The sequence below is a fragment of the Pararhizobium sp. IMCC21322 genome (assembly GCF_030758295.1).
In the GTDB taxonomy this organism is placed as follows: Bacteria; Pseudomonadota; Alphaproteobacteria; order Rhizobiales.
This window is the reverse complement of the sequence record NZ_CP132335.1, coordinates 4312126-4337215: the sequence shown is the minus strand read 5'-3', so window position 1 is coordinate 4337215 and position 25090 is coordinate 4312126. Positions and strand designations below refer to the sequence as shown.

General features: G+C 52.3%; 25 protein-coding genes and 1 tRNA gene. 15 read left to right on the top strand and 11 right to left on the bottom strand.

What is annotated here, in order from left to right; all coding sequences use genetic code 11:
- Positions 1–120 precede the first annotated feature (120 nt).
- Positions 121–1131 (top strand): alpha/beta fold hydrolase, encoded by a 1011-nt coding sequence (locus RAL91_RS20570; RefSeq protein ID WP_306258120.1) that lies wholly within the window; start codon positions 121–123, stop codon positions 1129–1131.
- 16 nt (positions 1132–1147) lie between these two features.
- On the opposite strand, the gene hisN is transcribed toward RAL91_RS20570, so the two are convergent.
- Both hisN and RAL91_RS20560 read right to left on the bottom strand, forming a co-directional pair.
- Positions 1148–1987: a histidinol-phosphatase gene (hisN, locus tag RAL91_RS20565; protein WP_306258119.1), complete on the bottom strand. Its 840-nt coding sequence runs from the start codon at positions 1985–1987 to the stop codon at positions 1148–1150.
- Between the two features lie 349 nt (positions 1988–2336).
- Positions 2337–3317, bottom strand: a complete 981-nt coding sequence (locus RAL91_RS20560; RefSeq protein WP_306258118.1) for an N-formylglutamate amidohydrolase — start codon at positions 3315–3317, stop codon at positions 2337–2339.
- Between the two features lie 344 nt (positions 3318–3661).
- Between RAL91_RS20560 and cpdR the strand changes: the two genes are divergently transcribed.
- The 4 genes from cpdR (at position 3662) to RAL91_RS20540 (ending at position 5141) form a co-directional block, all read left to right on the top strand.
- Positions 3662–4021 (top strand): cell cycle two-component system response regulator CpdR, encoded by a 360-nt coding sequence (gene cpdR, locus RAL91_RS20555; protein WP_306258117.1) that lies wholly within the window; start codon positions 3662–3664, stop codon positions 4019–4021.
- 107 nt (positions 4022–4128) lie between these two features.
- Positions 4129–4203 (top strand) — tRNA-Val (locus RAL91_RS20550).
- A gap of 66 nt (positions 4204–4269) precedes the next feature.
- Positions 4270–4395 carry a type B 50S ribosomal protein L36 gene (gene ykgO / locus RAL91_RS20545; protein ID WP_306258116.1) on the top strand — a complete coding sequence of 42 codons (126 nt, stop codon included), beginning with the start codon at positions 4270–4272 and terminating at the stop codon, positions 4393–4395.
- A 191-nt stretch (positions 4396–4586) separates the two neighbouring features.
- On the top strand, positions 4587–5141 hold the full coding sequence (locus tag RAL91_RS20540) for a tetratricopeptide repeat protein (RefSeq protein WP_306258115.1): 555 nt from the start codon (positions 4587–4589) through the stop codon (positions 5139–5141).
- A gap of 69 nt (positions 5142–5210) precedes the next feature.
- Here RAL91_RS20540 and RAL91_RS20535 read toward each other — a convergent pair whose 3' ends face one another.
- Complete coding sequence (locus tag RAL91_RS20535; RefSeq protein WP_306258114.1) at positions 5211–5585, bottom strand: SnoaL-like domain-containing protein; 375 nt, start codon at positions 5583–5585, stop codon at positions 5211–5213.
- Between the two features lie 245 nt (positions 5586–5830).
- Between RAL91_RS20535 and RAL91_RS20530 the strand changes: the two genes are divergently transcribed.
- Positions 5831–6691, top strand: coding sequence for an alpha/beta fold hydrolase (locus RAL91_RS20530; protein ID WP_306258113.1), 861 nt, complete (start codon positions 5831–5833; stop codon positions 6689–6691).
- A gap of 15 nt (positions 6692–6706) precedes the next feature.
- Here the strand turns inward: RAL91_RS20530 and pyk are convergent, their stop codons facing one another.
- Together pyk and RAL91_RS20520 are read right to left on the bottom strand one after the other, a co-directional pair.
- A complete protein-coding gene (gene pyk / locus RAL91_RS20525) occupies positions 6707–8143 on the bottom strand; it encodes a pyruvate kinase (protein ID WP_306258112.1) in 1437 nt (478 codons plus the stop codon).
- Positions 8140–8607, bottom strand: a complete 468-nt coding sequence (locus tag RAL91_RS20520; protein WP_371932445.1) for a DUF1036 domain-containing protein — start codon at positions 8605–8607, stop codon at positions 8140–8142. Before RAL91_RS20520 ends, pyk begins: the two co-directional genes overlap by 4 nt.
- Positions 8608–9168: 561 nt before the next feature.
- Between RAL91_RS20520 and RAL91_RS20515 the strand changes: the two genes are divergently transcribed.
- From RAL91_RS20515 to RAL91_RS20505, 3 genes are all read left to right on the top strand, one after another.
- Positions 9169–9993, top strand: a complete 825-nt coding sequence (locus RAL91_RS20515; protein ID WP_306258111.1) for an N-formylglutamate amidohydrolase — start codon at positions 9169–9171, stop codon at positions 9991–9993.
- An 18-nt stretch (positions 9994–10011) separates the two neighbouring features.
- On the top strand, positions 10012–10338 hold the full coding sequence (locus tag RAL91_RS20510) for a DUF1244 domain-containing protein (RefSeq protein WP_306258110.1): 327 nt from the start codon (positions 10012–10014) through the stop codon (positions 10336–10338).
- A gap of 70 nt (positions 10339–10408) precedes the next feature.
- Positions 10409–10687, top strand: coding sequence for a DUF2312 domain-containing protein (locus RAL91_RS20505; protein ID WP_306258109.1), 279 nt, complete (start codon positions 10409–10411; stop codon positions 10685–10687).
- A gap of 84 nt (positions 10688–10771) precedes the next feature.
- Here the strand turns inward: RAL91_RS20505 and RAL91_RS20500 are convergent, their stop codons facing one another.
- From RAL91_RS20500 to RAL91_RS20490, 3 genes are all read right to left on the bottom strand, one after another.
- On the bottom strand, positions 10772–12817 hold the full coding sequence (locus RAL91_RS20500) for a DUF882 domain-containing protein (protein ID WP_306258108.1): 2046 nt from the start codon (positions 12815–12817) through the stop codon (positions 10772–10774).
- A 353-nt stretch (positions 12818–13170) separates the two neighbouring features.
- Positions 13171–14979 (bottom strand): murein L,D-transpeptidase, encoded by a 1809-nt coding sequence (locus RAL91_RS20495; RefSeq protein ID WP_306258107.1) that lies wholly within the window; start codon positions 14977–14979, stop codon positions 13171–13173.
- A 155-nt stretch (positions 14980–15134) separates the two neighbouring features.
- Entirely contained in the window at positions 15135–16577 is a 1443-nt protein-coding gene (locus RAL91_RS20490) for a response regulator (protein WP_306258106.1), read from the bottom strand.
- 169 nt (positions 16578–16746) lie between these two features.
- Between RAL91_RS20490 and RAL91_RS20485 the strand changes: the two genes are divergently transcribed.
- From RAL91_RS20485 to RAL91_RS20465, 5 genes are all read left to right on the top strand, one after another.
- Positions 16747–18585, top strand: coding sequence for a M3 family oligoendopeptidase (locus tag RAL91_RS20485; protein ID WP_306263027.1), 1839 nt, complete (start codon positions 16747–16749; stop codon positions 18583–18585).
- Between the two features lie 155 nt (positions 18586–18740).
- On the top strand, positions 18741–18875 hold the full coding sequence (locus RAL91_RS20480; RefSeq protein WP_306258105.1) for an aa3-type cytochrome c oxidase subunit IV: 135 nt from the start codon (positions 18741–18743) through the stop codon (positions 18873–18875).
- A gap of 87 nt (positions 18876–18962) precedes the next feature.
- Positions 18963–20099 carry a Re/Si-specific NAD(P)(+) transhydrogenase subunit alpha gene (locus RAL91_RS20475; RefSeq protein WP_306258104.1) on the top strand — a complete coding sequence of 379 codons (1137 nt, stop codon included), beginning with the start codon at positions 18963–18965 and terminating at the stop codon, positions 20097–20099.
- Positions 20100–20117: 18 nt separating this feature from the next.
- Positions 20118–20582, top strand: a complete 465-nt coding sequence (locus RAL91_RS20470; RefSeq protein WP_306258103.1) for a proton-translocating transhydrogenase family protein — start codon at positions 20118–20120, stop codon at positions 20580–20582.
- Between the two features lie 12 nt (positions 20583–20594).
- Positions 20595–21995: an NAD(P)(+) transhydrogenase (Re/Si-specific) subunit beta gene (locus RAL91_RS20465; RefSeq protein ID WP_306258102.1), complete on the top strand. Its 1401-nt coding sequence runs from the start codon at positions 20595–20597 to the stop codon at positions 21993–21995.
- 68 nt (positions 21996–22063) lie between these two features.
- On the opposite strand, the gene RAL91_RS20460 is transcribed toward RAL91_RS20465, so the two are convergent.
- The 3 genes from RAL91_RS20460 to RAL91_RS20450 are packed head-to-tail and all read right to left on the bottom strand — an operon-like array spanning position 22064 to position 24378.
- Entirely contained in the window at positions 22064–23269 is a 1206-nt protein-coding gene (locus RAL91_RS20460; protein WP_306258101.1) for a winged helix-turn-helix domain-containing protein, read from the bottom strand.
- A gap of 14 nt (positions 23270–23283) precedes the next feature.
- The gene (locus RAL91_RS20455; protein WP_306258100.1) at positions 23284–23823 is read right to left on the bottom strand and encodes a GNAT family N-acetyltransferase; all 540 of its coding nucleotides are present in this window, start codon (positions 23821–23823) and stop codon (positions 23284–23286) included.
- A 6-nt stretch (positions 23824–23829) separates the two neighbouring features.
- Entirely contained in the window at positions 23830–24378 is a 549-nt protein-coding gene (locus RAL91_RS20450; protein ID WP_306258099.1) for a helix-turn-helix domain-containing protein, read from the bottom strand.
- A gap of 168 nt (positions 24379–24546) precedes the next feature.
- Here RAL91_RS20450 and RAL91_RS20445 point away from each other — a divergent pair, with 168 nt between their 5' ends.
- Positions 24547–25089: a hypothetical protein gene (locus RAL91_RS20445; protein ID WP_306258098.1), complete on the top strand. Its 543-nt coding sequence runs from the start codon at positions 24547–24549 to the stop codon at positions 25087–25089.
- Position 25090 lies beyond the last annotated feature (1 nt).

Below are 25090 nucleotides of genomic sequence, written 5' to 3'. Positions count from 1 at the left end.
TGCCGCTAAGAAGGTTGATTTCTTCCATGCGAAGGCTTTTATGGAAACTTGAAGAGCGCTTAAAAACGGGTCCTGGGCTCAGGATAGTGTATCTTCTGCCAACTTGATGAGGATATTCGTGTGAGCCAGGCACTCGTTTTGGACGGAACAGAAACCAGTACAGAAGCCGAGGCAGAAGATTTGCGTCCCGGACTTGTTTCTGTTGCCGACAATCCGGCTCCGGAAGGTGGCATCCTGCAATGGCTGGATAGTGGAGGGGTCAAATTGCGCTGTGTGCGTTGGCCTGCCTCTGTTCGGCAGGTGCGCGGAACAGTTTGCCTGGTTCAGGGCCGTAGCGAATACATTGAAAAATATTATGAGGTGATCTCTGATTTGCGCAGTCGGGGATTTGCTGTGCTGACGTTCGATTTTCGCGGGCAGGGTGGCTCAGACCGCCTGTTGCAACAGCAGGAACGCGGCCATGTGGACCATTTCTCAGATTATGTTGCTGATCTTGAAACGGTGATGTCCGAGGTTCTTCTGCCTGAGTGTCCAGCTCCATTTTACGCTCTTGCCCATTCCATGGGTGGGGCCGTTATGCTGCACAGTCTGGAAAACGGGCGGTTGGTTTTTGATCGAATCGTTTTGACAGCGCCCATGATAGGGCTGGCGCGCAAGCGGCCGCGGCAAAAAACTCTGGCAAAGATTGTCCGGTTCTTAAACGGGTTTGGGCTGGGTGAGAGACGAATGCCGTTCTCCCGACAAACTCCCTTTGAAACCATGAATATGGACAAGAATATTCTGACAAGCGATCCGGATCGACTCCAGAATGCAACCCGGACACTGCGCAAGGCGCCATATCTCAAAATCAGCGAGCCGACAGTTGGATGGGTTCATTCAGCGTGTCAGGCCATGGACGGCTTTCAGGACCCTGAATTCGGGTTTAACAACCGCACGCCTGTGCTGATGATTGCATCGGGAAATGATGACGTCGTGTCTTTGGCTGCCATTGAGAAACTGGCGCATTCCATGCGTTCGATCTGGCATATTGTCGTGCCCGGTGCGCGCCATGAAATCATGCAGGAACGGGATTCGTTTCGAGATCAGTTCTGGGCAGCGTTCGACGCCTTTATTCCCGGAACTGAGATTTAGACACTTCGTCTTTTCGTTATCTGTCGAGTATCGCAAGTGCTTGGGCGTGTAACGCTTCATTCGCCGTTGCCAGTACCTGCAGCCGCTCCTGTTTTTCCAGCCCCCGAACAGGATTACCCTGCCAAGTCGTGACCTTGCCGCCTGCAGCTTCAATGATCGGAATGAGAGCTGCAATATCGTAGATTTGAAGTCCGGCCTCTACATCGAGATCAGCAAACCCCGATGCGACCATCGCATAGCCATAACAGTCGGCTCCATAGCGATATAATTGGCATTTTTGTTCCAGTTGGTCATAACGAGTGCGTTCGGTGCCGATCAAAAGTGCTGGGTCTGTGGTAAACAAGGTCGCTTGGCCCAGTGTTTTATGTTGCCTGGTGGCCAATACTTTCGGCGCGGCTTTCGATTTCATGTCTGCAAGCCAGGCATGACCGCCTGCACCGACAAAAATTTCTCCCAAAACCGGTTGTATCATGGCACCAAGGATTGGCTCGCCATTATGGCACAAAGCTATGAGCGTGCCCCAAAGGGGGAGGCCTGACACGAATAGTCTGGTGCCATCAATCGGGTCCAGGACCCAGACAAATTCCGCCTGAATGTTCTCTGCGCCATATTCCTCGCCTAAAATTCCATGGTCAGGAAATCGCTGATTGATCAGCCTTCTGAGCGCTGCTTCAGCATTTTTATCTGCAATTGTAACTGGATCAAAAGCGCCTGAATCGCCTTCCGAGGCATTCTCCAACTTGTTTTCGACTTCTAGTGGTTGACGAAAATGCGGCAGTGTTTCTGCTGCTGCGACGTCTGCCATTTCCCGAATGATTTGGGGAACGCCATCCTGTGTGGAAAACTCATTGTGCATGGCTGTTATGCGTCTCCTGCATATCCTTGGTGAAATCGTGCGTGTAGCTGTTGGCCATCGCGCTTAAGTTGTTGACAAAAAACATTAATTTTTACTGATTGAAATTCAGATCTTTCACTTGAACGTCTCAAACTATGATTTTTGTCGATAAAACACGAGTGTGTCATGTAAAAATCTGCGTTCCAACCTTGACTTTTGTGCGTCGCAACCACATCTTCGCTGCATAGCAACATTCACTCCTCCCGAGTGTTGCTTCCGCCCCTCGTGGGCGTTTCCTCCCTAGACTTAAGGCCGCAGCTTCTTGCTGCGGCTTTTTTTTGTGATTTTGTTGGGGGCAAAAAACTGGCGGTTACTCTGCTGCCAGTGGTTTGGCAAGCCCGGCATCGCTGGACTTAAAGCAGGGGTGCTCCATCAATGTCTGTGCAAACAGGCCAAGGGCTTTTTGCAGATCGCTAAAGCCTGTGTGGCGCTGCAATGTTACTTCGTCCATATAAAGTCGGCGGTTAATCTCTATCTGGAACGCATTCAGACCACGCTGAGGTCGGCCATAATGCTCGGTGATAAATCCGCCTGCATAAGGGCGATTCTTGGCAACAGTGAAACCAGCTTGCCTGAGCAATGCCACCGCATAATCAATCAGGTCGCCTCGACAACTTGTCCCATACCGATCCCCTAAAATCATGTCAGGGCGCTTGTCTGCGTCACCGTCGTCGACTTTGCCGTTCTGTTGCGAGGGCATTGAGTGGCAGTCGATCAAAAGGGCGTGGCCAAACCTTGCGTGGGAGCGCGCCAGCAAATGTCGCAGACTGTCATGATAGGGTCGGTATATCAGCTCGATGCGGGCAAGAGCGTCTCCCGGATCCAGTTTACTGATATAGATGTCGCGGTTCTCAGCAACGATCCGCGCAATGGTTCCCAGGCCGCCGCTGACGCGTATGGACCCGGTATTTGCATAAGGGGGCAAAGGCGCGAAGAACATGCGCGCATCCAGCTCATACGGCTCACGATTGACATCCAGATAGGCACGGGGGAAATTTGCCTGCTGCAAGACAGCACCCAGCTCCGGCACGGCCTTGAAAAGCTCGTGGACGTCCATGTCCTCGGAGGCTCGTATGGTATGCGGGTCCAGTCTCGACAGGTTAAGGAAACGCTTTGGATATATCGCGCCACTGTGGGGGGAGTTAAAGATTATCGGTTTGGTCTGGTTTTCTTCACCCAGAACCTCGAATGAGGGCGTGGTCGCAAAATCATTGAACGAATCGTGCGCCGACAAAACAGTCACGTTTTCTGTTTCGCCGGGTTCAGTTTGTGGGTCTGCTTGCTCTGTCATTGCTACCATGGTGGCAGGAATTTTTTGTTTCGTCCAATCATAGCCTCTGGGCTGCTGCCAGTGCCTGATCCATGACGTCTCTGCGTGGAAACAGTGGCAGTTGGGGCAGCTTTTGGGTTCCAAAAATCCGTATTTATGCCACTTTTCTGTTCAGACGATGGAAAAATTTTGATTCAAACATTTACCATATCCTAGGTTTTTTGGCCCAGTAAGCTTGTGCTACATCTGATATATGGCATCAGAGCGCTGTCTGGTGATCGTCACGCTTTCATTGGATGAGCATCGGTCACACGATTGGTAATGAGCAAAGACCGGTGCAGTCCGGCAAAAAGGAAGACAAGTATATGGCCCACATTTTGCTGGCTGAAGATGATGATGATATGCGCCGCTTCCTGACAAAGGCACTGCAGACGGCCGGCCATACCGTTGTTGATTTTGACAATGGAAAAAGCGCTTACGAGCGCATGCGTGAGGAGCCCTTTACCGTGCTTCTGACAGATATTGTCATGCCCGAAATGGACGGTATTGAACTGGCCAGAAAGGCGACAGAACTCGACCCGGACCTGAAAGTCATGTTCATTACCGGTTTTGCAGCCGTTGCACTTAATCCTGATTCCAATGCGCCTAAAAATGCCAAGGTTTTGTCCAAACCGTTTCATCTGCGCGATCTGGTGGGTGAAGTGGACCGCCTTTTGGCCGCATAAGCTGCTTATGGTGCGTTTTTCCTGCGATCAGGCCTTGCGCCCGAGGGCTGGCTTTTGTATATCGCTTCATCTTCTCACGTCAGATCTGTGACGATTGTGAAACAGCGGGGCGCGTAGCTCAGCGGTAGAGCACTACATTGACATTGTAGGGGTCACTGGTTCAATCCCAGTCGTGCCCACCATTGTTTCACGGTAGACCGGATTTTGATGCGAAACAGAACTTAATTTCGAACTCTTAGAGTAAACAGATGAAAATCAAGAATTCACTGCGTTCCCTTAAATCCCGCGACCGCGACAATGTTCTCGTGCGCCGTAAGGGCCGGGTTTATGTGATCAACAAGGTTAAACGCCGCTTTAAGGCTCGTCAGGGCTGATTCAACGTGCCTGGCAGCGGCTTGGCACTTATGAATGCGGATTGAGGCACGTGAAGATATTCACGGGCCTTTTTGTGTTGATATATTATTCTTTTGTCATTTGCATTTTCGGATTACAGCGCTAGACTTTCCTCATGTTGTGTTTTGGAAATATTCTACGTAGCGCTCGGCTTGCCGGTATGGTGGCTGCAATGTTAGTTGTATTGATGTCTGGTGCGCTGCTGTTAGCATTCAGTGCTTCTTCATTTGCAGAAGAAGTTCCGCTGTCCGACCGACTGGATCGGTTATTCACAGAACTTCAGTCTTCCGAAAGTGAAATGGAAGCAAAACGTGTTGCAGCTCAGATAGACAATCTGTGGCGCGGAGCGCGTGGCGAGACTGCCCGATTGCTGTTGACCCGTGCCGATGATGCGATTGCCGATGAAAATTTTCCATTGGCGCTGGATGTTCTGGATCAACTTATCGCGCTGGAGCCGGATTTTGCTGAAGCCTGGAACCGCCGCGCAACCGTGTATTTTCTAAAGAATGAATACGGGCCGTCTTTGGCTGATATCGCCGTTACCCTGACATTGGAACCAAGGCATTTTGGTGCCTTGACCGGTCTTGGTCTGATGCTCGAAGATTTGGGCGAAGACAAGCGCGCCTATGCGGCTTTGAAACGCGCTCTGGAACTGAACCCATTTCAGGAAGAGGTCCGGTTGGAACTTGAATCGCTGGAACGCAGCGCTCTGGGCCAGCCAATTTAACCGTGCCTCGACGAAGATTTGAGATCTGATCGCCGAAACACGGCTTCTTTTCTGACGTTCTGCAGGTGCTTAGTAGTAAAATTCTTCGCGGATAATTTTGCCGTTGGAAACGGTGTAAATCGCTACTTCTTTCATAGCGGTGCGTTCTGATGTTTCCCGGTTCGTGACTTCGAAGTTGAATATGACAGAAAACCGATCATCACCATGGAAAAACGGGCCTTCCGCATCGCCGGAATGGACCTCGAATGTATTGGCCCACCAGTCATGTTTGCCTTGAATGGCTTCCACACCGACGGTTTCGCGGCTTGAAGCGCCAGGGCCGACAATAGCCTCAACAGATATTGCATCTGGATCGTAGAGGTCCGACAAGCCTTGTTTTTCATTTCCGGTGCGGCAGTTTTCGACCAGCTGGTCCGCAATTTCTTTCAGTTTTTCCCGAGACATAGGTTTTCTCCAGTGTGTGTCCGTGTGGCATCATTGAGCATGGTAAAATCGGAAGCCGCGCCTTAAGCTTCTGATCAGGTGGCCTTCAGCCAGGATGCAACAATGCCCGTTCCTAATGACAGCATACTGTCAGCATGATTTTCTGGCTGACGATTTTATGTGTCTTAGCGCTTGTTCTAGTCTTTGGAGTAGCGCGCTATAAAGCGCACATCTACAGCCAGAGACATCCGCCCATCGGCAATCTCATGGGTGTCGATGATGTCACGCTGCATTATTATGACACGGCAGCTACGCAGCGCGCTGCTCCTGCAGACAGACCACCATTGGTGTTCATTCATGGCGCCAGCAGCAATCTGCAAGACGCGGTTCTGGCATTTGAGAAACCGTTAGGTGGCACGCGTCGTCTGATTTTTGTGGACCGTCCCGGACATGGTTACAGCACCCGTCATTTGGCCCTGCAGTCTGATCCGCGCAGACAGGCGGATCTCATAGCGAAACTGTTGTCGAGGCTGCACGTCGACAATGCCATAGTGGTTGGGCACTCATTGGGTGGTGCCGTGGCGGCGGCGATGGGTTTGCAGCATGGAGAAATGGTAAAAGGGCTGGTGTTTTTGGCACCGGCGACCCATCCTTGGCCCGGCGGAGTGCTTTGGTATTACAAAGCTGCGAATTTGCCGATTATTGGCCGTGTGTTTGCATGGTGTGTTGCAACCTTTGTGGGCCCGCCTCGGATAAATTGCGCTGCCGCAGCCGTTTTTGCGCCAGACAGGATGCCGCCGGATTATCCTGAAACTGTGGGGGCGGAATTGTCTCTACGACCATATCAGTTTCTGGCGAATGCTGCCGATATTGTCGACCTGCATCAACACGTTCAGGCAATGTCCAGGGATTATGCGGCCATTGCCGCATCAGCACTCATTATCACTGGTACACAGGATGATGTGGTGTGGCCGCATTTGCATGCGCATGGCCTGATGCGGGATTTGCCGGATGCGAAACTCATTGAATTTGAGAATTGCGGACATATGCCGCACCACAGTCGCAACAGCGAGACTGTGGCGGCCATACAGGCCTTTGCGGGCGGACTAACTGGGGCAAGTGAATGAAAGATAGAAGGCGTCTTAGAGGCCGCTCACGCCATCGCTTCCAACAAAGGCAATGCGCAATAAATTGGTGGCGCCGGGAGTTCCAAAAGGAACGCCCGCGGAAATAATGAGCCGTTCACCCGGCTTGGCAAAACCTTCTTCATGTGCAATCTGACAGGCCCTGTCGACCATATTGTCTTCATCCTTCACATCATCGCTGACGACGCAATGAAGACCCCAGACGATCGCCAGCCTGCGCGCAGTCTCCTTGATCGGTGACAAGGCTATAATGGGTGTCTCAGGCCGTTCTCTTGATGCCCGGATGCCAGTGGCACCTGATGATGTGAAACAGACAATGACTGAGAGATCGAGAGTTTCTGCAATCTGGCGCGCTGCGGCGGAAATGGCATCGGAACCAGTTGGCTGCGGCTCGGTACGCTGGGCGTATAATATCTTGGCGTAGTTCGGATCCCGCTCTACTTCTTCAGCAATACTGTCCATGGTGGCAACAGCTTCGACCGGATAATCACCGGCAGCTGATTCTGCGGACAGCATGACGGCGTCGGCACCCTCAAAGACGGCTGTTGCTACATCAGAGACTTCTGCGCGTGTCGGAACGGGCGCTGTAATCATGGATTCCAGCATTTGCGTTGCGACGACTACTGGCTTGCCAGCGCGGCGACCGGCACGGATGAGTTGCTTTTGAATGCCCGGCACTTTCTGAACTGGGAGTTCAACACCCAGATCTCCGCGCGCCACCATGATGGCGTCAGACAATTCAATGATTTCAGCGATGTGTTCCAGTGCCTGCGGCTTTTCAATCTTGGCCATGATGCCAACCTTGCCGCGTGCAATTTTGCGCACTTCAGCAATATCTTCCGGACGCTGAACAAAGGACAGGGCAATCCAGTCAATATCTTCTTTGAGGGCGGCATCCAGATCTAATCTGTCTTTCGGTGTCAAAGCACTGGACGCAATCAGCGTATCAGGCAGGCTGACACCCTTTTTGTTCGACAATTTTGTTCCGGAGATGACCTTGGTTACAGCGCTTTTGCCATCGACCGAAATGGTTTCCAGCCGCAAGCGTCCGTCATCCAGCAAAATTGCATGGCCGGGCTTAAGGGCTTCCAGAATTTCGGGATGCGGCAGCTGAACGCGGTTTTCATTTCCAGGTGTCGGATCGCTGTCCAGAGTAAAGCTCTGTCCTTCAGTCAATGTAACAGCATCATTTTCAAAGGTACCGACACGCAATTTTGGCCCCTGCAGGTCAACCAGAATAGCAATGGGTCGCCCGACGTCCGCTTCCACTCCACGTATCGCCTTCACCAAATCACGCATGTGATCATGCGGGGCATGGCTCATGTTGATACGAAAACTATCAGCTCCAGCCGTATGGAGCTTTTTGATCATTTCGGAGTTGGAGGAGGCTGGACCTAGGGTGGCAAGAATTTTTACTTTGCGATTACGCCTCATTTACCACCGGTTCCTCGTTGTGTCGGCTCAGTCAATTGGACAGTCCAACTGGTCTGTGTGCCTGTATCGATTTCAAAAAAGCCCGTACGTTGAAAACCACGGGCCAAGCAATCTTTAATGCCATGAATAGTGTAGATTTTATCAGCAGTGCACATATAGGCACTTCCTGCCCATTCACCACCTTCGTCGTAGTCTACCGCGAACATATAGTAGTATTGTGACTTCAGATCACCAGGCAAAATAACTTCGCAGGAGGTCGGTTCCAGATTCCACCAGCCCTCTGTAGTCCAACCGCGGTCACTGCGATAGCCAATGGAAATCCCCACACGGCTTTCACTCTTGTTGCAAATGCGCAGATCAGCAAGCGCCTGATCTCCACTGACCATGCTGAGGCCGCCATAGAGAGAGACTGTCGTGGCAACGAAGGCTGCAGCTTTCAAGGCAATTGCCGAAGCCGCGCTCAACGCACATAGTGGTCTGCTTATTGTCGAAAGTGGTCTTGTTAAAAATGACAAACCCAAGATGCGCCTTGCGTTAGAACACGATCTGCCGGTGGATGCGACAGAAGGTCGAATTGTCTGTGTTTTGCTTTTTCTGCCCATGGTGAAAGAACGCATCAAACCTGAGTGTACGCGAGTTTATCGGCGAACCGAAAAAAAATCGTTAATAAATGTTTTGCGCAATCGTGGGCGTTTTGTCAATCAAACGCTTCTGAAATAGCACTATTTTTGCGCAACTACAGTGGCTTATAAACGTGTTTCTAGAGAAATCAACAGGGTGTTTTTGAAGTGCGACCGCACGTTTCAAATTCGAATCAGTTAATTTGCTGTACCGTTCTACAATTCCTGGTTGGAGGAGTTCATATGACATCCGTAAGACATTGATCCGTTACAGCCACGCAAGGCATTTTCTTCTGAGTGTGGGAATGTCGAATTGCAATTACATGGCTATGGTATCGTAGGCACGAGCGCACTATGTTTCATTTCATTCGCTGAAATCCCCAGACAGAGACATCCAAGATACTCATGAGCCCCTCAGAAGCTGCAACAAATTTCCAGAGAGTTCCTGATTTGCCGGATGGAGAGCAGGTGGCGTTTGACATTGTCGAGGGCAATTGGACCGGTGGGCTCCTTCTGCTTTGTGATCACGCGAGAAACTTCGTGCCACCTCATTATGACAATCTTGGACTGTCTGATTCGGAATTGGCGCGCCATATTGCTTATGACATTGGCATGGAAGCGTTGACGCGCCAGTTGGCTGGCATTCTGGGGGTACCAGCCATTCTGTCGACTTTCTCGCGGCTTCTGATTGACCCCAATCGGGGAGAAGATGACCCAACGGTTTTGATGCGACTGTCCGATGGCGCAATCGTGCCTGGTAACCGATATGCGGATCATGCGGAAAAGGAACGCCGTTTAAGCCGTTATCATCGACCTTATCACAACGCTATTTCAGCTTCGATCGAGCACATGATGGCAAGCGGGCAGTCCCCCATGCTAATCTCGCTACACAGTTTTACACCGGTCTGGCGCGGCTTCGTGCGACCATGGCATGCTGGTGTTCTCTGGGATCGTGACAACCGTGTCGCCGAGCCGCTTATTGCAGCGCTCAAAGAAGATAGTGATCTGATTGTCGGAGAAAATGAACCCTATACCGTTGGATTGACCGGAGACACAATGCATCGTCATGGCACCAGTCGGGGCATCAGCCATGGTCTCCTTGAAGTGCGGCAGGATCTGGTAACTGAACCCGCTGGCGTTGAACACTGGGCGGCCCGGTTGGCTCCGATCCTTGAACGCCTTTTGACCGAAGAGGGCATTTGCGATGTGCTCCCACCCCACAAACGCTGATCAGCTATGGAGGATAGAATGAATTCGAAACCGAATGCGGATGAACTGGTGCCGGAAGACACGCGCGAAGCTCTTGAGGCCGCAGCGTTTCGTCGGCTGGTTTCCCATCTTCGCAACCGCACTGATGTTCAAAACATCGACATGATGAATTTGTCCGGCTTTTGCCGCAATTGCCTGTCCAACTGGTATCGTGACGCGGCTGAAGAGCAGGAAATTGCCCTTTCAAAGGAACAAAGCCGTGAAATAATTTATGGAATGCCTTATGAGGAGTGGCGGTCCCGCTACCAGACCGAGGCAACCCCCGAACAGAAAGCCAGCTTCGACGCCTCCAAACCTGATCATTGATCACCGGACAGCATCTGGCAGCAAATAGACTGCAAACTCCAACATTCAACATTCTTTAGGAAGACACTTCATGAGCGACGACGTTTCCAGCGCGACCACAAGCATTGCCAGAGATCAGTTGCGTTCGATTATCGAACGCATTGAGCGGCTGGAGGAAGAAAAGAAGACGATTGCCGACGATATCAAGGAAGTCTATGGCGAAGCCAAAGGCAACGGATTTGATGTCAAGACACTTCGGCAGGTTGTGCGGTTGCGCAAGCAGGACCGTGAAGAGCGTGCCGAGCAGGAAGCCATGCTTGATTTGTATCTGCATGCGCTTGGTATGGCGATTGAGCCAACAGCAGACTGATCTCAGACTGCGTCTTCAATCCGATTGAAAGTTTACACTTATTTGATGGGTTTTCAGCCCTGACGGGTCTCAGCCCGACAGTTCTCAGCGTTGTGCCAGTTGCGCTACTTTTGTAGCCACGATGGCGCGGCCTGAGAACTTGTCGGTTCTCAGTGATGTGTTGCTGGATGAGAACCCATTATCCACAACGCTGAGCGGCATCTGGAAGACACCTTGCATGGCATATGGATTTGGCATGGAAAGGCGAACGAACGTTTCTGATCTTGTTGTGTCCGGCGTGGTCATGCTGGCAAGAACTGCTGGTTCTCCGCCATGAAATTCAAGTCCTGAATTTGATGGCTGGGTTGCGCTGGCAGGAACGTGACCACTGAGCGAGGCCCGACCGGTTGTTCTGGCTGTACTGGCTGATCTGGCCGGGTTTGTGTCTGCAGGTGTCGTGCGCTCTGTGAGGGCCGCCAATTGCTCGTTCTCCGGCCGAATGCGTGGCGGAATACCCGGTATGCTCAGCGCTTCCGCGATTCTGTCTTCAATCGGAGCCTGTTCCGGTGTTGCGTCAGATGACTGCTCTTCCTCGGTCATTTTCAAGAATGCCTGGGCGCGTTCCTGCTCAGAACTCAGAGCGTTCTGAGTATTCTCCGGACTTAGCAAAGCCCGCGCCGGTGGAAGCTCTTCTGCCGCTGTCACTGTTGGTCTCTTCAGTACGCGCTCGTCGATCTGATCATTTATCTGATCATTACCAAACCCAAGCGCGGCATTGAAGACCGGCCTTGAATTTGGAGTGGGTGCAGATGGCGCATAGGCAGTTACCACACCACCATTAAAGCTATCGTTCCGGTTTCGTCCGGGAATACCGCCTTCCGGCGCCAGAATCGCGGCGGCTATGCTGGCAGCGGCAGATGTTCCTTCCGGCCCATCCAATGCACTGGTATCGCTTGGGGCGGGCCCTGTCTGCCTCCTCGTTGTGCTAAGCGCGGCCATGACTGCGCTCGCAACTTCCGGCGCGCCAGCAGATTGCGCAGCCTCATTCGTTGTCCGGGCGGCCACAATCTGGGATACGTCTGTTGATTTACTGTCGCCAACTTGTGCCCAGGCGTTCTCGACAGAACGTTGATTGCCAGCTGGTGTGCTGGTGTTATTGCGCAATTCTGCAACGGTGAATTCGGCTTGCTTCTGTGCAAGTTCACGCTGTGCCACCAATTCGGATGGCATGGCGCGCGGTGCTGGCGCTGCAGCAAGAGCGAGTTGGATCGCGCTGTCTGCAACTGGCAAAAGTTCAGTGGGCACACCACCTGGCTTCACGCGTGGAACAACATTGAGGACAGGGGCGCTTGCAACTGTGGTTGAGCTGTCGCCGCTGGACAAAGACTGTCCGGTCGTGGGGATGGTTGCCGGTTCCTTATTGCGGTTAAAGACCCGGGCAAAGATGCCGCCACGACGATTGTTGGGTGGAGAGATTTCTGCGGCTGCAATACGTTTTTGACGTGCCAAAGCTTCTGAATGCCGCTTCTGCTTTTTACCGCTGCTTGGAATTTGCGTTGTGTCACCACGCGGAAAAATCTTCGCCAATTGTGAATCTGTCATGCGCGGCCAATGGCGCACATTGCCGGTATCCATGTGCACAAAAGGTGAGCCGGACCGTGGATAGTACCCCACACCGCCGACTTCCATGCGCAGGCCTGCCGCGCGCAGTTCGGCCAACTTCACACCGGGTATAAAGAAATCCATGGCTTTGCCTAGGGTGTGCTGGCTATTCTTGGCAACACCGCGACTGCGGCTGCGCAACATCGTGTTGGTTTTAGGATTCCGGTAGGCTGAAACCACATGGATGGGTTCTCTGGTATCCATCTGAACATAGACGGACCACAACAGATCCAGAAGGCGCGGATCCATTTTGGTTGATTTATTTTGACGCCAGTCGCGCAAGAAACGATTGATTTTCTTGAGTGCTGACGGAACGTAGCGGCCATTGCGCTTGTAGACAATGTCGATGCGCTCTTTGGTGTGGGTAAAGTAGAACTTCAGGCGGCGCTCTTCAGCGGCCTGCGCTGGCAGCGCCATGGAGAGCAGCATCATGAACGCTGTCAGAATTGCTGTAACCTTCCGCGGCAATGTGCGCGGATTTAAGTTCATTTTCAATTTCCGAAAAACTCGCGCACTTATCCAGCTAGCTGGCCGCGTTGGGCCATCCCCCGATTTGAATACAAAAGGTTTACTTTGTGGCGTCAGCGCACTGTACCCGTCACTTTGCCCGTTACCCCAACCTCTTTTAGAGAAGTCCGGCCGAGCGATCAAGCAGTCACGATTAAAAGTTTAACTAGTCTAGGTTAAGATGATCTTGCGAAAATGGGTTAATTTTTTTTGAATCTCATCTGATCCCATCTGAAAATTTCGTTCGGAGATTGATGTCGCCAAATTGTGTCGCAAAAAAGCCGCCCCGCTGCTTGTGGCGGGACGGCTTCGAAAAAAACCCAGAAATGACCGGATCAGAGTTTCAGAATTTTAGCCATTTTGCTGTCGTGGCCATAAACATCTGATACATAACCGATTGTGCCGTCTTCCTTCAAAATCGAGGTGAAGTAAACCAGGTGAACCGGGATATGCTTATCCAACTTCACGGTTGCTTCACGACCGCCGACCAGTTTTTTGATGCGGGTTGAATTCCAGTCTTTCTGCTGCTCCAGAATAGCGTCCGCAAATTCCATTGGATTGTGAATGCGTACGCACCCATGGCTGAACGCTCGTGCATCACGCTGGAACAGGCTTTTGGATGGCGTGTCGTGCATGTAGATCGCGTGCTTGTTCGGGAACAGGAACTTGATCCGCCCAAGTGCATTTTGTGCCCCTGGCGGCTGGCGCACCGAGATTTGCGAAGCACTTACACGCCTCCAATTGACCCGATTCGGATCAACCTGGCGGGTGCGTCCACGGATTTTCGCGAAGACCTGATAGCCTTTGCGTGAGAAATACCCCGGATTGGACCGTGCAGACGGTAACATTTCGTTCTTGATGATGGATTGTGGAACGCCCCAGGACGGGTTGACCACAAAAGTTTCCATCTCATCAGAGAATGCAACCGTTTTGTGTTTGGACTTACCGACCACAACGCGCGTGGTGTGCGTGACTGCGCCATCTTTTTTCACATAGACCCGATATTCCGGGATGTTAGCGATGATATGGAAGTCACCAAGATTTTTGGGTGCCCAGCGCCAGCGTTCCAGATTCACGATCAACTGGGACTTGCGATCAATATTGCTATCCCCGTTGAGCATCCTCAACGTCGATGGTCCGACAATACCGTCCTGCGTCAGCCGGTTGTTTTTCTGAAACTCTTTGACAGCTGCAACCAGAATTTCGTCGTAAAGCGTCTCATCGATCTCTGCGGGAGTTTCTGCAGGCGTTTCAACGGATGCGATGTCGGTATCAACAGGCTCTGCTTTCGGCAGATCAACTTTCAGGCGCGCACGCAACTGAGGTATGCGCGGGTCCTGCGTTCCAGGGCGCAGCATCTTGCCAGCGTCGATCAAAATTGGTTTTTCAACCTTTTTGCCGTCCAAAGCCACTAATTCTTTCAACAATGCGCGATAGGCCGGATGCTTAGGATGATAATCGTTCGCCTTGGCAAGCGGATCATCGGCAATGCTCAAATCCGCGAGGACTGATTTGGGGTCCGGGCGTTCCGGCTTGATATCCAGGGATGCGCTGACCGAGAGTGGTTCCAGACGCCCTGAAGCAAGATGACGGACATAGCGCACTGCGGCTAGGCTCATCTGAAGTTCTGCGTTGAAGACATCCGCATCAGGAAGTACCAGATCTACGCCGATGCCAGCCTCAGGCAGCGTGTAATCATCCGGAGCAAGACCGATTTTATCAGCCTGGCTGATTTCGGCGATGAGCGCTTTTGCTGTCGGTTTCAAAGCACCGTCAACCATCCAGATTGATTTGTAACCTCGATCTTCATACAGCGCAGCGATGCCGGCACGGTCTGCTGCATCAAGCTTGTCGCTGGAGGATTTCGCAAATGACGTAACCGCTTCTGCACGCGCTTTTGTCGCCTCATCCATGACTGGCGGTGCCACGTCCAAGGTCGGTGCTGAAGTCTCTCTTGCGGCCGCAGCTTCGTCAGTCTGTGGCACAACAGATGCATCGACGGAAGCCAACTCGACTTTTTCATCTTCAGACGCCGTTTGTGCGACGGCAAAAGACGACACCAACAGCGCAGGCAGCACGACTGCCGACAGCAGGCATCGTTTGCGGATGGTGTCGGACCAATTTGATTTTTCAGCGTATTTCACGGGGATTGATCTCCGATTTTGCAACATTACTCGTAACTTAACTGTATTTTCTATGCTCATGATGTAGCAGAGGAACGGTTAATATCCAACGAATGCTTGCCGCAAACGGTTCCATTTTTGAACGATGTGACATTTTCATCCCGCTAAGCGCGATTTTATGCCGCATATTTCTCGGCGCTCTCAACTTCAAGGAGTTGATTCGGTTGAATAATAATTTTGTTTTCTTCCAGATTCTGTGCGCCGGTTCCATTGACCAGGCCCATTTCCAGTAACTTTCGATACAATGTCGTACGCCCAAGTTTCAAAGCTTTCGCAATTTTTCCAACGCGCGCATTCTGATGTTTGTAAGCAAACAACAGAGCGTCCTGTTCCAAAGCTTTCAATGTGCGCAACTTCCCTTTGTTGTCCAATAGCGGAACCATGGCAAAGTTCTGCTGCCCGTCTGCTTGTTGGTCGACTGTTTCAGCTTTGCCCAGTTTGATTGAAATGCCATAATTATCAGTATTGGGAGCTTGTATGATGGCCGGAGAGATTGGTGATGTATGGTCTGCGACTGCTTTGAAAACGGCGCGCTTCAGGCCGGAAATATTATCGGCGAATCGAGCCGTGTGATCCGGGATCGATGTGTATTGAAGCTTTTGAATACTGGAGCCGAAACACGCATTTGCCTGTGCCAAAGACTGCCGGCTCAGATCATCATAAGCCCTGGATCGTTGCTGCAAGGGTGCAAGCCAAATGGGGAGAGGGCTCAGGACATTATATAATGTTGCATCGACGAATCCGTTCTTGGCATGATCCAAAAGTCGACCGCGCGTGGTTGCGATGATGGTATGGGCAGAGGATCTGATATAGTCGGCCACAATTCTTTGAGTGATCAAGCTGGCGGCTTCTACATGCTTGAACAGAAGAATATGTGTCCTGCCAGGGCCAGCGTCATGTTGCAGCGCCAGGCTTTGCCGGAATGCTTCAAAATCGTCTGTTGCAGCATTCCATTGAAGCACTGTCCGGGCTGGGGCATTGATGCTTGAAAAATGACGGGCGAGCGTGGTTTTCCCCGTGCCCGGACCGCCTTCAATCAAGAGCGGTATGTGCATATCCGATGCTTTTTGGAAGCGGCTTTTGGCGATCTGATACGCGGCGGTGTCATCGTTGAAAAACACATTTGGCAGGCAAGCTGCGTTCTGCGCGTTGGTTGCTGTCTGGATCATGCCCGATTGCAGATGACCGAGAAGGCAGGCCAAGCGCAATTCATGAACCGGCTTTTCAAGGAAATCACTGGCACCCCAGGAGAGGGCTTCGCGAATTGATGCGTCTGATCCGGGACGAACCATGACAACAATCCGGGCGTGTGGCGCGCCCTGTCTGATTAATTGGATCAATTGTCGCGCATCGCTGTCGGGCAACAGCAGATCCATCAACACGAGGTCTGGAAAACTACTTTGCAGGTGGGACCGAACAGACGCAGCTGACGCAACGGCCTGGCAATTATGTCCCAGATTGCGAATGGATTGAGATAATCCGGTCCGCGTATCGGCATCACTATCGACAACTAGAACAAGCACGCTGGTCTGAAACTTTCTAATTTGTGCGCGAATCACGCGCCGGTCCCCATGTTTTGCAACTTTGTGTTGGCAGGCGTTAACAAGGTGTTAGCTATAAAAACCAGCGGTGGTTCTGAAACAGACCTTGATCGATAATGGGAAAGCCTTCTATCAGTAGTTTTTCAGCTCTTCGACAGGACTTCCAATGATCAGGATTTGCGCAGCTATGGCTCCAACCCATCACATTTTATTCGATGCAAAAAATGATCACGGGTCTGGTGAGGCACTCGGTGATCTGCCTGAATGGAATCTCCTTGATCTTTACAGTGGTATGGAAGGCGATGACCTTGCGGCCGATCTTGAAAAAGCAGACTCAATATGCCGGGTCTTTTCAGAAACCTACAAAAGCAAACTGGCAGAGCTTGCGAAATCAAACCCTGAAGCACTGGCTTCCTGTCTTGTTGAATTTGAGAAAATTGAAGACCTGTTGGGCCGGATCATCTCGTTCGCCGGATTGATCTATGCCGGGGATACCACAGACCCGAAGCGCGCCAAATTTTATGGTGACATCCAGGAAAAAATTACCAATGCCAGCACGCAATTGCTGTTTTTCGGGCTTGAGCTGAACAAGATTGACGAGACAGACTTTGCAGCCCTGCTGGCTGCGCCCGCTGTGGCTCATTACCTGCCATGGCTGGAAGATTTGCGTAAAGACAAGCCCTATCAGCTTGAAGACCGCGTGGAAGAGTTGTTCCACGAAAAATCCATCACGGGACGCGGCGCCTGGAACCGACTGTTTGATGAGACAATGGCAGGGCTGCGTTTTGATGTAGAAGGCGATTCCCTGCCACTGGAGCCAACCCTCAACAAGCTAGTGGATCGTGATGGCGCGGTGCGAAAAGCAGCGTCAGAAGCTCTGGCTGCAACGTTCAAGGAAAACATCCGAACCTTTACGCTGATTACCAACACGCTGGCCAAAGACAAGGAAATTTCTGATCGGTGGCGCGGGTTTGAAGATGTCGCCGACAGTCGGCATCTGGCGAACAGGGTTGAGCGCGAAGTTGTGGATGCGCTGGTCGATACTGTTCAGGCGGCATATCCACGCCTGTCTCACCGCTATTACGCTTTGAAAGCCAAATGGTTTGGCACCGATGTGCTGGATCACTGGGACCGCAATGCACCTCTGCCGGACAGTACTGCGGACCCGATCATCTGGGCGGATGCGCGTAAGATTGTGCTTGATGCCTATTCAGGGTTTTCACCGAAAATGTCTGATATTGCTCAGGACTTTTTTGACAAAAACTGGATTGACGCGCCGACCCGTCCAGGTAAGGCACCCGGTGCCTTTGCACATCCCACAGTGCCAAGCGCGCATCCTTATGTGTTGTTGAACTATCAGGGTAAAACCCGCGATGTCATGACATTGGCTCATGAGCTTGGTCACGGCGTACATCAAGTGCTTGCGGCAGAGCAGGGGGCGCTGATGGCTCCGACGCCGTTGACGTTGGCGGAAACAGCCAGTGTGTTTGGTGAAATGTTGACTTTCCGGTCTTTGCTGGAGCGGACCGAAACCAAATCGGAACGCAAAATTCTGCTGGCCGGCAAAGTTGAGGACATGCTCAACACGGTGGTTCGGCAGATCGCATTTTACTCCTTTGAGCGCAAAGTGCATTTGGCGCGCAAGGATGGCGAACTGACATCTGACCAATTATGCGACATCTGGATGAGTGTTCAGGCAGACAGTCTTGGGCCTGCCATCCGGATTGGGGAAGGGTATGAAACCTATTGGACTTACATCCCCCATTTCATCCATTCACCATTTTATGTATATGCCTATGCCTTTGGCGATTGTCTGGTGAATTCGCTTTACGCGGTTTACCAGAATGGCGCTGACGGTTTCCAGGAAACGTATTTTGATATGTTGCGTGCCGGTGGCACCAAGCATCACAGCGAATTGTTGAAACCATTTGGTTTGGACGCCAGCGATCCCGCCTTCTGGCAAAAAGGTGTGTCAGTGATTGAAGGATTGATTATTGAACTGGAAGACCTTGAAGCTGATAGCTGAACAAGTGCATAAAACGCCTTAGCAGCACCAATCAGGTGAAAGGTGCCATTGCGGTGGCGAAAGCCGTGTTGTAACACTGGTCACAAAATTGCCTGCATTGCCGAAGTGTCAGGTGTCTTTCAGACGAACACACAAATAATAACAGGGGGCTTTGAATGTCCGACGAAACAGAAAACGCCATGGACTATCCAGAGCATGAAAGCACGTATGAGCTGTTTCTTGCGATGAGCAAATACGGCACGATTGCGGTTAGCGTGATCCTGATCCTGATGGCTATTTTTCTGCTGTAATTAAGGTGTGGCAACCAGCCGGACCGGAAGCCAGTGCGCTTCGAATGATACGAGAAGTGGAAACGCTTCGATGAGGGGGTACAATCCATGAAAATTGCCGTGTTGAGCGAAGCCAGCGCTGATGAAGCCCGTGTTGCCGTCTCTCCTGCCATGATAAAACGCTTTGTTGATCGCGGTGCCAGTGTGATGGTGCAAGCAGGAGCAGGTGAAGGTTCACGTGTTCCCGATGCTTTATTCGTTGAAGCTGGTGCCACTATCGGCAAGACTGCGCCTGCGACGCTGAAAGGCAGCGATGTGGTGCTGTGTGTACGCCGCCCCAATGCTACGCAACTAAAGAGCGTACCCAAGGGGGCGCTTCTGATTGGGATGCTTGAGCCTTATGGCGACAAGTCGGATCTGGACGCCATGGCGAAAGCCGGTGTTTCAGCATTCTCCATGGAGCTGATGCCCCGTATCACACGGGCGCAGGTGATGGATGTATTGTCATCTCAGGCAAATTTGGCAGGGTATCAGGCTGTCATTGATGCAGCCTCAGAATTTGATCGGGCCCTGCCCATGATGATGACGGCGGCAGGAACCATCCCAGCTGCGCGTGTGTTTGTCATGGGTGCCGGGGTTGCCGGCCTTCAGGCCATTGCGACGGCGCGGCGGCTTGGGGCTGTTGTGTCGGCAACGGATGTACGCCCGGCTGCCAAAGAACAGGTTGAATCGCTCGGCGGCAAATTTGTTGCGGTCGAGAATGACGAGTTCAAGCAGGCTGAAACTGCTGGCGGTTATGCCAAGGAAATGTCTGACGATTACAAAAAGCAGCAAGCCGAGCTTGTGACAGCACATATGGCCAAACAGGATATCGTGATTACAACGGCCCTTATTCCAGGGCGTCCTGCGCCCCGCCTCATTACCAAAGCGATGATTTCGGCCATGCGGCCCGGTTCGGTTCTGGTTGATTTGGCGGTTGAGCGCGGCGGTAATGTTGAAGGTTCCAAAGCCGGTGCAACGGTAGATGTTGGGGGCAAGAAAATTGTCGGCCACAAAAACGTGCCCGGGCGCATCGCTGCAACTGCCTCCGAGCTTTACGCAAAAAATCTGGCGTCGTTTCTGGAAACCATGATGGACAAGGAAAGCGGTGAGCTTGCTGTCGATTGGGAAGACGAACTGGTGACAGCCACACTACTGACACGCGATGGCGCTGTCGTTCATCCAAATTTCTCTGAAAAAGCCTGAGCTTGAGCGAGGTCTGATATGGCAACGAATGTTGAACAACTGGCAGAACAGGCTAAGGCAGCAGCAGAAGCTGCACGGTCTGCTGCAAATGAAGCAGACAGGGCCGCGCAGGCAGCCCTTTCCGCGCTGGAACAGGCTGGTGACGCGGTCGGTGCTGCCGTCCATAGCGCAACAGGTGGGGCGGTTGATCCCTTCGTGTTTCGTCTGGCGGTCTTCGTGCTTGCGATCTTCGTAGGCTATTATGTCGTCTGGTCGGTGACACCGGCTTTGCACACGCCGCTGATGTCGGTCACCAATGCGATTTCATCGGTGATCGTTGTTGGTGCATTGTTGGCCGTTGGGGTGGATCTCACCTCCGGTGATAGTGGCGGTGTCGCACGGACATTCGGATTCATCGGGCTGATTTTGGCCAGCGTTAACATATTTGGCGGCTTTCTTGTGACCCAGCGCATGCTGGCGATGTACAAAAAGAAGCAGCGGTAGGGGCCCGAACACATGTCAGCAAGTTTTTCCGCACTTCTTTATCTCGTCGCAGCCGTTCTGTTTATTCTGGCGCTGCGTGGTCTTTCCAACCCTGAAACAGCCCGACAGGGTAACCGTTTCGGCATGATTGGTATGGCAATTGCCATAATCACCACACTGTTTCTGTCAGGCACGTCGGTTGGCAGTATTGTTCTGACCGTACTTGGCATTGGTATCGGTGGTGGCATTGGAGCCGTCATTGCAAAACGCATACCGATGACGGCCATGCCGCAGCTTGTGGCAGCGTTTCACTCACTGGTTGGTCTTGCCGCCGTGTTTGTGGCTGCTGCTGCGCTTTATGCACCGACTGCCTTTGGCATTGGTGCTGTTGGTGAAATTCCGGCCGCTGCCCTTATTGAAATGAGCATTGGTGTCGCCATTGGTGCGATCACGTTTACAGGCTCGGTTATAGCGTTTTTGAAACTGGATGGCCGCATGAGCGGCACGCCGATCATTCTGCCTGGGCGTCATGCGATCAATATTGCGCTTGCTGCCGGTATCGTCATCCTTCTGATGATCCTGATTGGCACTGAAAGCCATTTCGTCTTCTGGATGATTGTTCTGCTGGCCCTCATACTGGGTGGCCTGATCATCGTACCTATCGGCGGCGCGGATATGCCCGTCGTGGTGTCCATGCTGAACTCCTACTCAGGTTGGGCTGCTGCCGGTATCGGCTTTACCCTTGGCAATCTGGCTTTGATTATTGTTGGGGCTTTGGTTGGTTCTTCCGGTGCAATCCTGTCCTACATCATGTGTAAGGGTATGAACCGCTCCTTTATCTCTGTGATCCTTGGTGGCTTTGGCGGCGATGCTGCTGCGGTTCCCACCGGTGATGATGGGATTGAGCGGACGGTGAAGCAGGGGTCTGCCGAGGATGCAGCCTTCATCATGAAAAATGCTTCCAAGGTCATTATCGTGCCAGGCTACGGCATGGCTGTTGCCCAGGCGCAGCATGCTTTGCGGGAAATGGGTGACAAGCTGAAGGCAGAAGGCGTGGAAGTGAAATACGCCATTCATCCGGTGGCTGGCCGTATGCCGGGGCACATGAATGTGCTGCTGGCTGAAGCCAATGTGCCATATGATGACGTGTTTGAACTGGATGACATCAATTCCGAATTTGCGCAGGCCGATGTGGCGTTTGTGATCGGGGCGAATGATGTGACCAATCCAGCGGCACGCGATGATAAGACATCGCCCATTTATGGAATGCCGATCCTTGATGTGGATAAGGCTGGCACCTGCCTCTTCATCAAGCGTTCGCTTGGGTCCGGTTATGCTGGCATCGACAATACGTTGTTCTACAAGGACAACACGATGATGCTGTTGTCTGACGCCAAGAAGATGGTTGAGAACATCGTCAAAACCCTCGATTGATTTTTTGGAGCCGGGGTGGTGTTTCTGTCACCCCGGCTCCAAATTCGATTGCTGCGCCGCTGACACATCTATTCCGGTTGCCAATATTCTGGTTGAGTGCCGCAATGCCAGTTGATTTCCTGCAAAGACACAAACCTTGCAAAGCGGTCCAGTTCGGCGGCTAATTTTTCGGCACGCGCGTTGGTCCATTTGACTTTGGGTTCTGACCATAGATTCAGAACATTCAAATGTCCCTTCGCCCGGTCAGCTTTGGCCTCAATGCGCCCGACCAACCGGTCACCTTCCAAAATCGGAAATACATAATATCCCCATTGTCGCTTGGCAGCGGGAACGAAAATCTCAATGCGGTAGTCAAAGCCAAAAAGACGTTTGAGGCGGTTTCGATCTCGAATGACCGGGTCAAACGGATTGAGAATGCGCAAGCGTGAGGTTGGGGGCGGTGTATTGGCAAGACGCGTTTCGATATCCGGTGGCGCAATTGCCGTGCTCCAGCTGCCATCAGCTGCCTGCAGTTCCACCTCAATCAGGTTTGCACTGTTTCGGTTGGCCCAGTCCTTCACTTCGCTGGCGTCGGTTGCTCCCCAGAACCTTTGGATTTCACCCAGCGTGCCAAAGCCGATGCGTTGAAGAGCGGCATCGCAGAGCCAGTCGATCTGTGCTTCGTCACCATGGTCCTGACTGTGCAAATCCACCGGGATGACATTGTGGGCCAGATCGTAGAACTTCTTGAAATTCTCGCGGTGTGAAGTGGTCAGCTCGCCGCAGAACCACATGTAGTCCAGTGCCAGTTTGTGCGGAGGTCGGGCCCACATTTCCTTTGGGCCTTTAACTTTCGTGTCGAAGGCGTGGGTGGAGAGCGGGCCTTCCTGGGCAATGCGGCGTTTGATGGCTTCGCGACCCTCTTCATTCGGCATGGAGGTGAAATATCCAGCACGGTCGTAGCGCTGTTTCATGCGGCGGAACTGGCGCTGCCACATGGGATAAAACTCAATGGGCAGAACGGAGGCGTCATGGGTGAAATGTTCAAACAATTGACGGTGCTGCGCCATCAGTTTGTTGAGCATAGGTTCGCGATAATGCTGGTTGCGGTTCCAGATGATATGATGATGCGCGCGTGAGACAACGCGGATCGTGTCCAGTTGGACAAAGCCAAGCTTGCGGATGATGTCCATCGTATCCAATGGCCCTGTTGGCGGTGTCGCCAGCCCCTGCGCTGCCAGCCAAAGGCGGCGTGCGTCGCGGTTGTGGATTCGAAGTGGTGGTTTTGATGCCATTTGACTTTCCAGAATCAGGTCCTTAGCTTTTTGAACATATAGGTTGTGGCATCGAATTTCCTGGAAAATGGGTCTAATGCAAATCCGGGTACAGTTCCGGCAACTTCAAACCCTATTGAGGCGTAGAGAGCTTGCGCGGCATCACATGTTCTTGTGTCGAGCACCAGAAGGGTGAGCTGGCGTTTCAGAGCTTGTCGCTCCAATTCCGCCATCAGAGTTCGAGCAATTCCCTGACGCCTGCATGATGGGTGGACCAGCAGTTTGGAAACGTCCGCTCTGTGCTTCTGGTTGGGCATCAGGTCGCAATCCAACTGGACCGACCCGGCAATTTTTCCATCTACTTCCGCGACGATGACCACCCGGCGGTTTGTTGCAAGGGATGGCCGCACACGCTGCTGCCAGAACGCTTCACCGTCCTGAATGCTGAAGGGTAACACAAAGCCGATGCTGGCTCCCTGATGGACACAGCAGTGCAGCAGGTCTGTCAGTATCGGCACTGCTTGATCGAATTGTTGCAGATCCAGGCATCGAGTGGTGAGGTCTGTTTTGTGCATGGCTCTTTACAGAATGATGAAGTGGTATCTGGCGCCCCTGGATTTATGGGCTTTAAATGTGCTGTAGCCAGACAGCCGGTATCGCAGGCAATCCCCCGGCACCAATTCATAGCTGGTGCCTTCCACTTCAAGTAACAACTCACCGCTCAGCAGCACGAGGTGATGTTCCATTCCAGCTTTTGGTGGTTGCGGATAGGTTATTTCTGCACCGGGGGCGAGGGTGCATTCCAGCACTTCGCACATCAGACTGTCAGAAGGCGGCGAGATTGAGCGGCGGACAAAGCCGGTTTTCTTATCCTCCCAAACAGGTTGGTCTTCCCGGCGCAATAAAGGGGTATCGTTGGTTTCGACCATCAGCATCAAGCGAGACAGTGTAATTCTGTAGGTTGCGCATAATCTGCCAAGCGCCTGAGCTGTTGGACTGACGTCACCGTTTTCAATGCGAGACAGGGTGGCTCGGCTCAGCTTGCACTGCTCGGACAGTTGATCCAGTGACCACCCCTGTTTGAGGCGCAGTCCTTTCAGCCGCGCGGCAAGGTTTTCACCCGCATTCATGGCGTTTCACTGGTTTTCATTTATGAGAATTTATCCCAAATATGAAACAATGCAAGTTCTACGGTTTGTGATGTGCTTCGTGTGCAGCTTCATCTTTTGCTTGATTGTTTGCGCGCCAGACGCGACAAGATCGGTTGTTGCAACATGATGAGTTAAAGAGCGTATCAAATGGACACAGAAGGGCCGGAAGCTGACAGTGTTGAGGCCGGTTCGGCCTCCGCTGGGGAATTTAGTGCTTATTTGAACCGCAAGGTCATGGGCATCTGGCTGGCTGCAACCTGCCTGGTCATACTTCTGGAAGCGTTGGCGCTTATATCAGGTGTTGGTAGCGGGATTGACTGGTTTTTGCTGATTGCTTTTGTCGCCGTTGGTGCCGTCCTTGCTTTGCATGTTTTCGATAAAAACCCTGTTTTGATTGTGAACCAGCACGGTGTTTATGACCGACGCATCTCGCGTCAGATCATACCCTGGGATGCCATGCTGTGGTACAAGATCGAGGCTCAGACGGCGATGCCGTTTCTGGGTGTCGGGCTGGTAGATGAGGTCGCAAAACAGGTTGGCGTGCACCCCTGGGCCATGCTGTTCAAGAATCAACCAGCCCCTTTCGGCAAGTTGAAGGGTTACCGTATCTGGCCGCATCGTACCCTCGGCGAAAGGCACGAGTTTGTCCGCGCTGTGCAGCGCTTTGCACCGCCGCTGCACGACAAATAGG

Excerpts from the sequence above, each read along its gene's own strand:
- RAL91_RS20510 (WP_306258110.1), top strand. The coding sequence starts at position 10,012 with ATGAATTCGAAACCGAATGCGGATGAACTGGTGCCGGAAGACACGCGC.
- pyk (WP_306258112.1), bottom strand. The coding sequence starts at position 8,143 with ATGAGGCGTAATCGCAAAGTAAAAATTCTTGCCACCCTAGGTCCAGCC.
- RAL91_RS20460 (WP_306258101.1), bottom strand. The coding sequence starts at position 23,269 with ATGGCATCAAAACCACCACTTCGAATCCACAACCGCGACGCACGCCGC.
- cpdR (WP_306258117.1), top strand. The coding sequence starts at position 3,662 with ATGGCCCACATTTTGCTGGCTGAAGATGATGATGATATGCGCCGCTTC.
- RAL91_RS20535 (WP_306258114.1), bottom strand. The coding sequence starts at position 5,585 with ATGTCTCGGGAAAAACTGAAAGAAATTGCGGACCAGCTGGTCGAAAAC.
- RAL91_RS20480 (WP_306258105.1), top strand. The coding sequence starts at position 18,741 with ATGTCCGACGAAACAGAAAACGCCATGGACTATCCAGAGCATGAAAGC.
- RAL91_RS20560 (WP_306258118.1), bottom strand. The coding sequence starts at position 3,317 with ATGACAGAGCAAGCAGACCCACAAACTGAACCCGGCGAAACAGAAAAC.
- RAL91_RS20470 (WP_306258103.1), top strand. The coding sequence starts at position 20,118 with ATGGCAACGAATGTTGAACAACTGGCAGAACAGGCTAAGGCAGCAGCA.
- RAL91_RS20445 (WP_306258098.1), top strand. The coding sequence starts at position 24,547 with ATGGACACAGAAGGGCCGGAAGCTGACAGTGTTGAGGCCGGTTCGGCC.
- RAL91_RS20515 (WP_306258111.1), top strand. The coding sequence starts at position 9,169 with ATGAGCCCCTCAGAAGCTGCAACAAATTTCCAGAGAGTTCCTGATTTG.
- ykgO (WP_306258116.1), top strand. The coding sequence starts at position 4,270 with ATGAAAATCAAGAATTCACTGCGTTCCCTTAAATCCCGCGACCGCGAC.
- hisN (WP_306258119.1), bottom strand. The coding sequence starts at position 1,987 with ATGCACAATGAGTTTTCCACACAGGATGGCGTTCCCCAAATCATTCGG.
- RAL91_RS20475 (WP_306258104.1), top strand. The coding sequence starts at position 18,963 with ATGAAAATTGCCGTGTTGAGCGAAGCCAGCGCTGATGAAGCCCGTGTT.
- RAL91_RS20505 (WP_306258109.1), top strand. The coding sequence starts at position 10,409 with ATGAGCGACGACGTTTCCAGCGCGACCACAAGCATTGCCAGAGATCAG.
- RAL91_RS20540 (WP_306258115.1), top strand. The coding sequence starts at position 4,587 with ATGTTAGTTGTATTGATGTCTGGTGCGCTGCTGTTAGCATTCAGTGCT.
- RAL91_RS20500 (WP_306258108.1), bottom strand. The coding sequence starts at position 12,817 with ATGAACTTAAATCCGCGCACATTGCCGCGGAAGGTTACAGCAATTCTG.
- RAL91_RS20530 (WP_306258113.1), top strand. The coding sequence starts at position 5,831 with ATGGGTGTCGATGATGTCACGCTGCATTATTATGACACGGCAGCTACG.
- RAL91_RS20450 (WP_306258099.1), bottom strand. The coding sequence starts at position 24,378 with ATGAATGCGGGTGAAAACCTTGCCGCGCGGCTGAAAGGACTGCGCCTC.
- RAL91_RS20465 (WP_306258102.1), top strand. The coding sequence starts at position 20,595 with ATGTCAGCAAGTTTTTCCGCACTTCTTTATCTCGTCGCAGCCGTTCTG.
- RAL91_RS20455 (WP_306258100.1), bottom strand. The coding sequence starts at position 23,823 with ATGCACAAAACAGACCTCACCACTCGATGCCTGGATCTGCAACAATTC.
- RAL91_RS20485 (WP_306263027.1), top strand. The coding sequence starts at position 16,747 with ATGGCTCCAACCCATCACATTTTATTCGATGCAAAAAATGATCACGGG.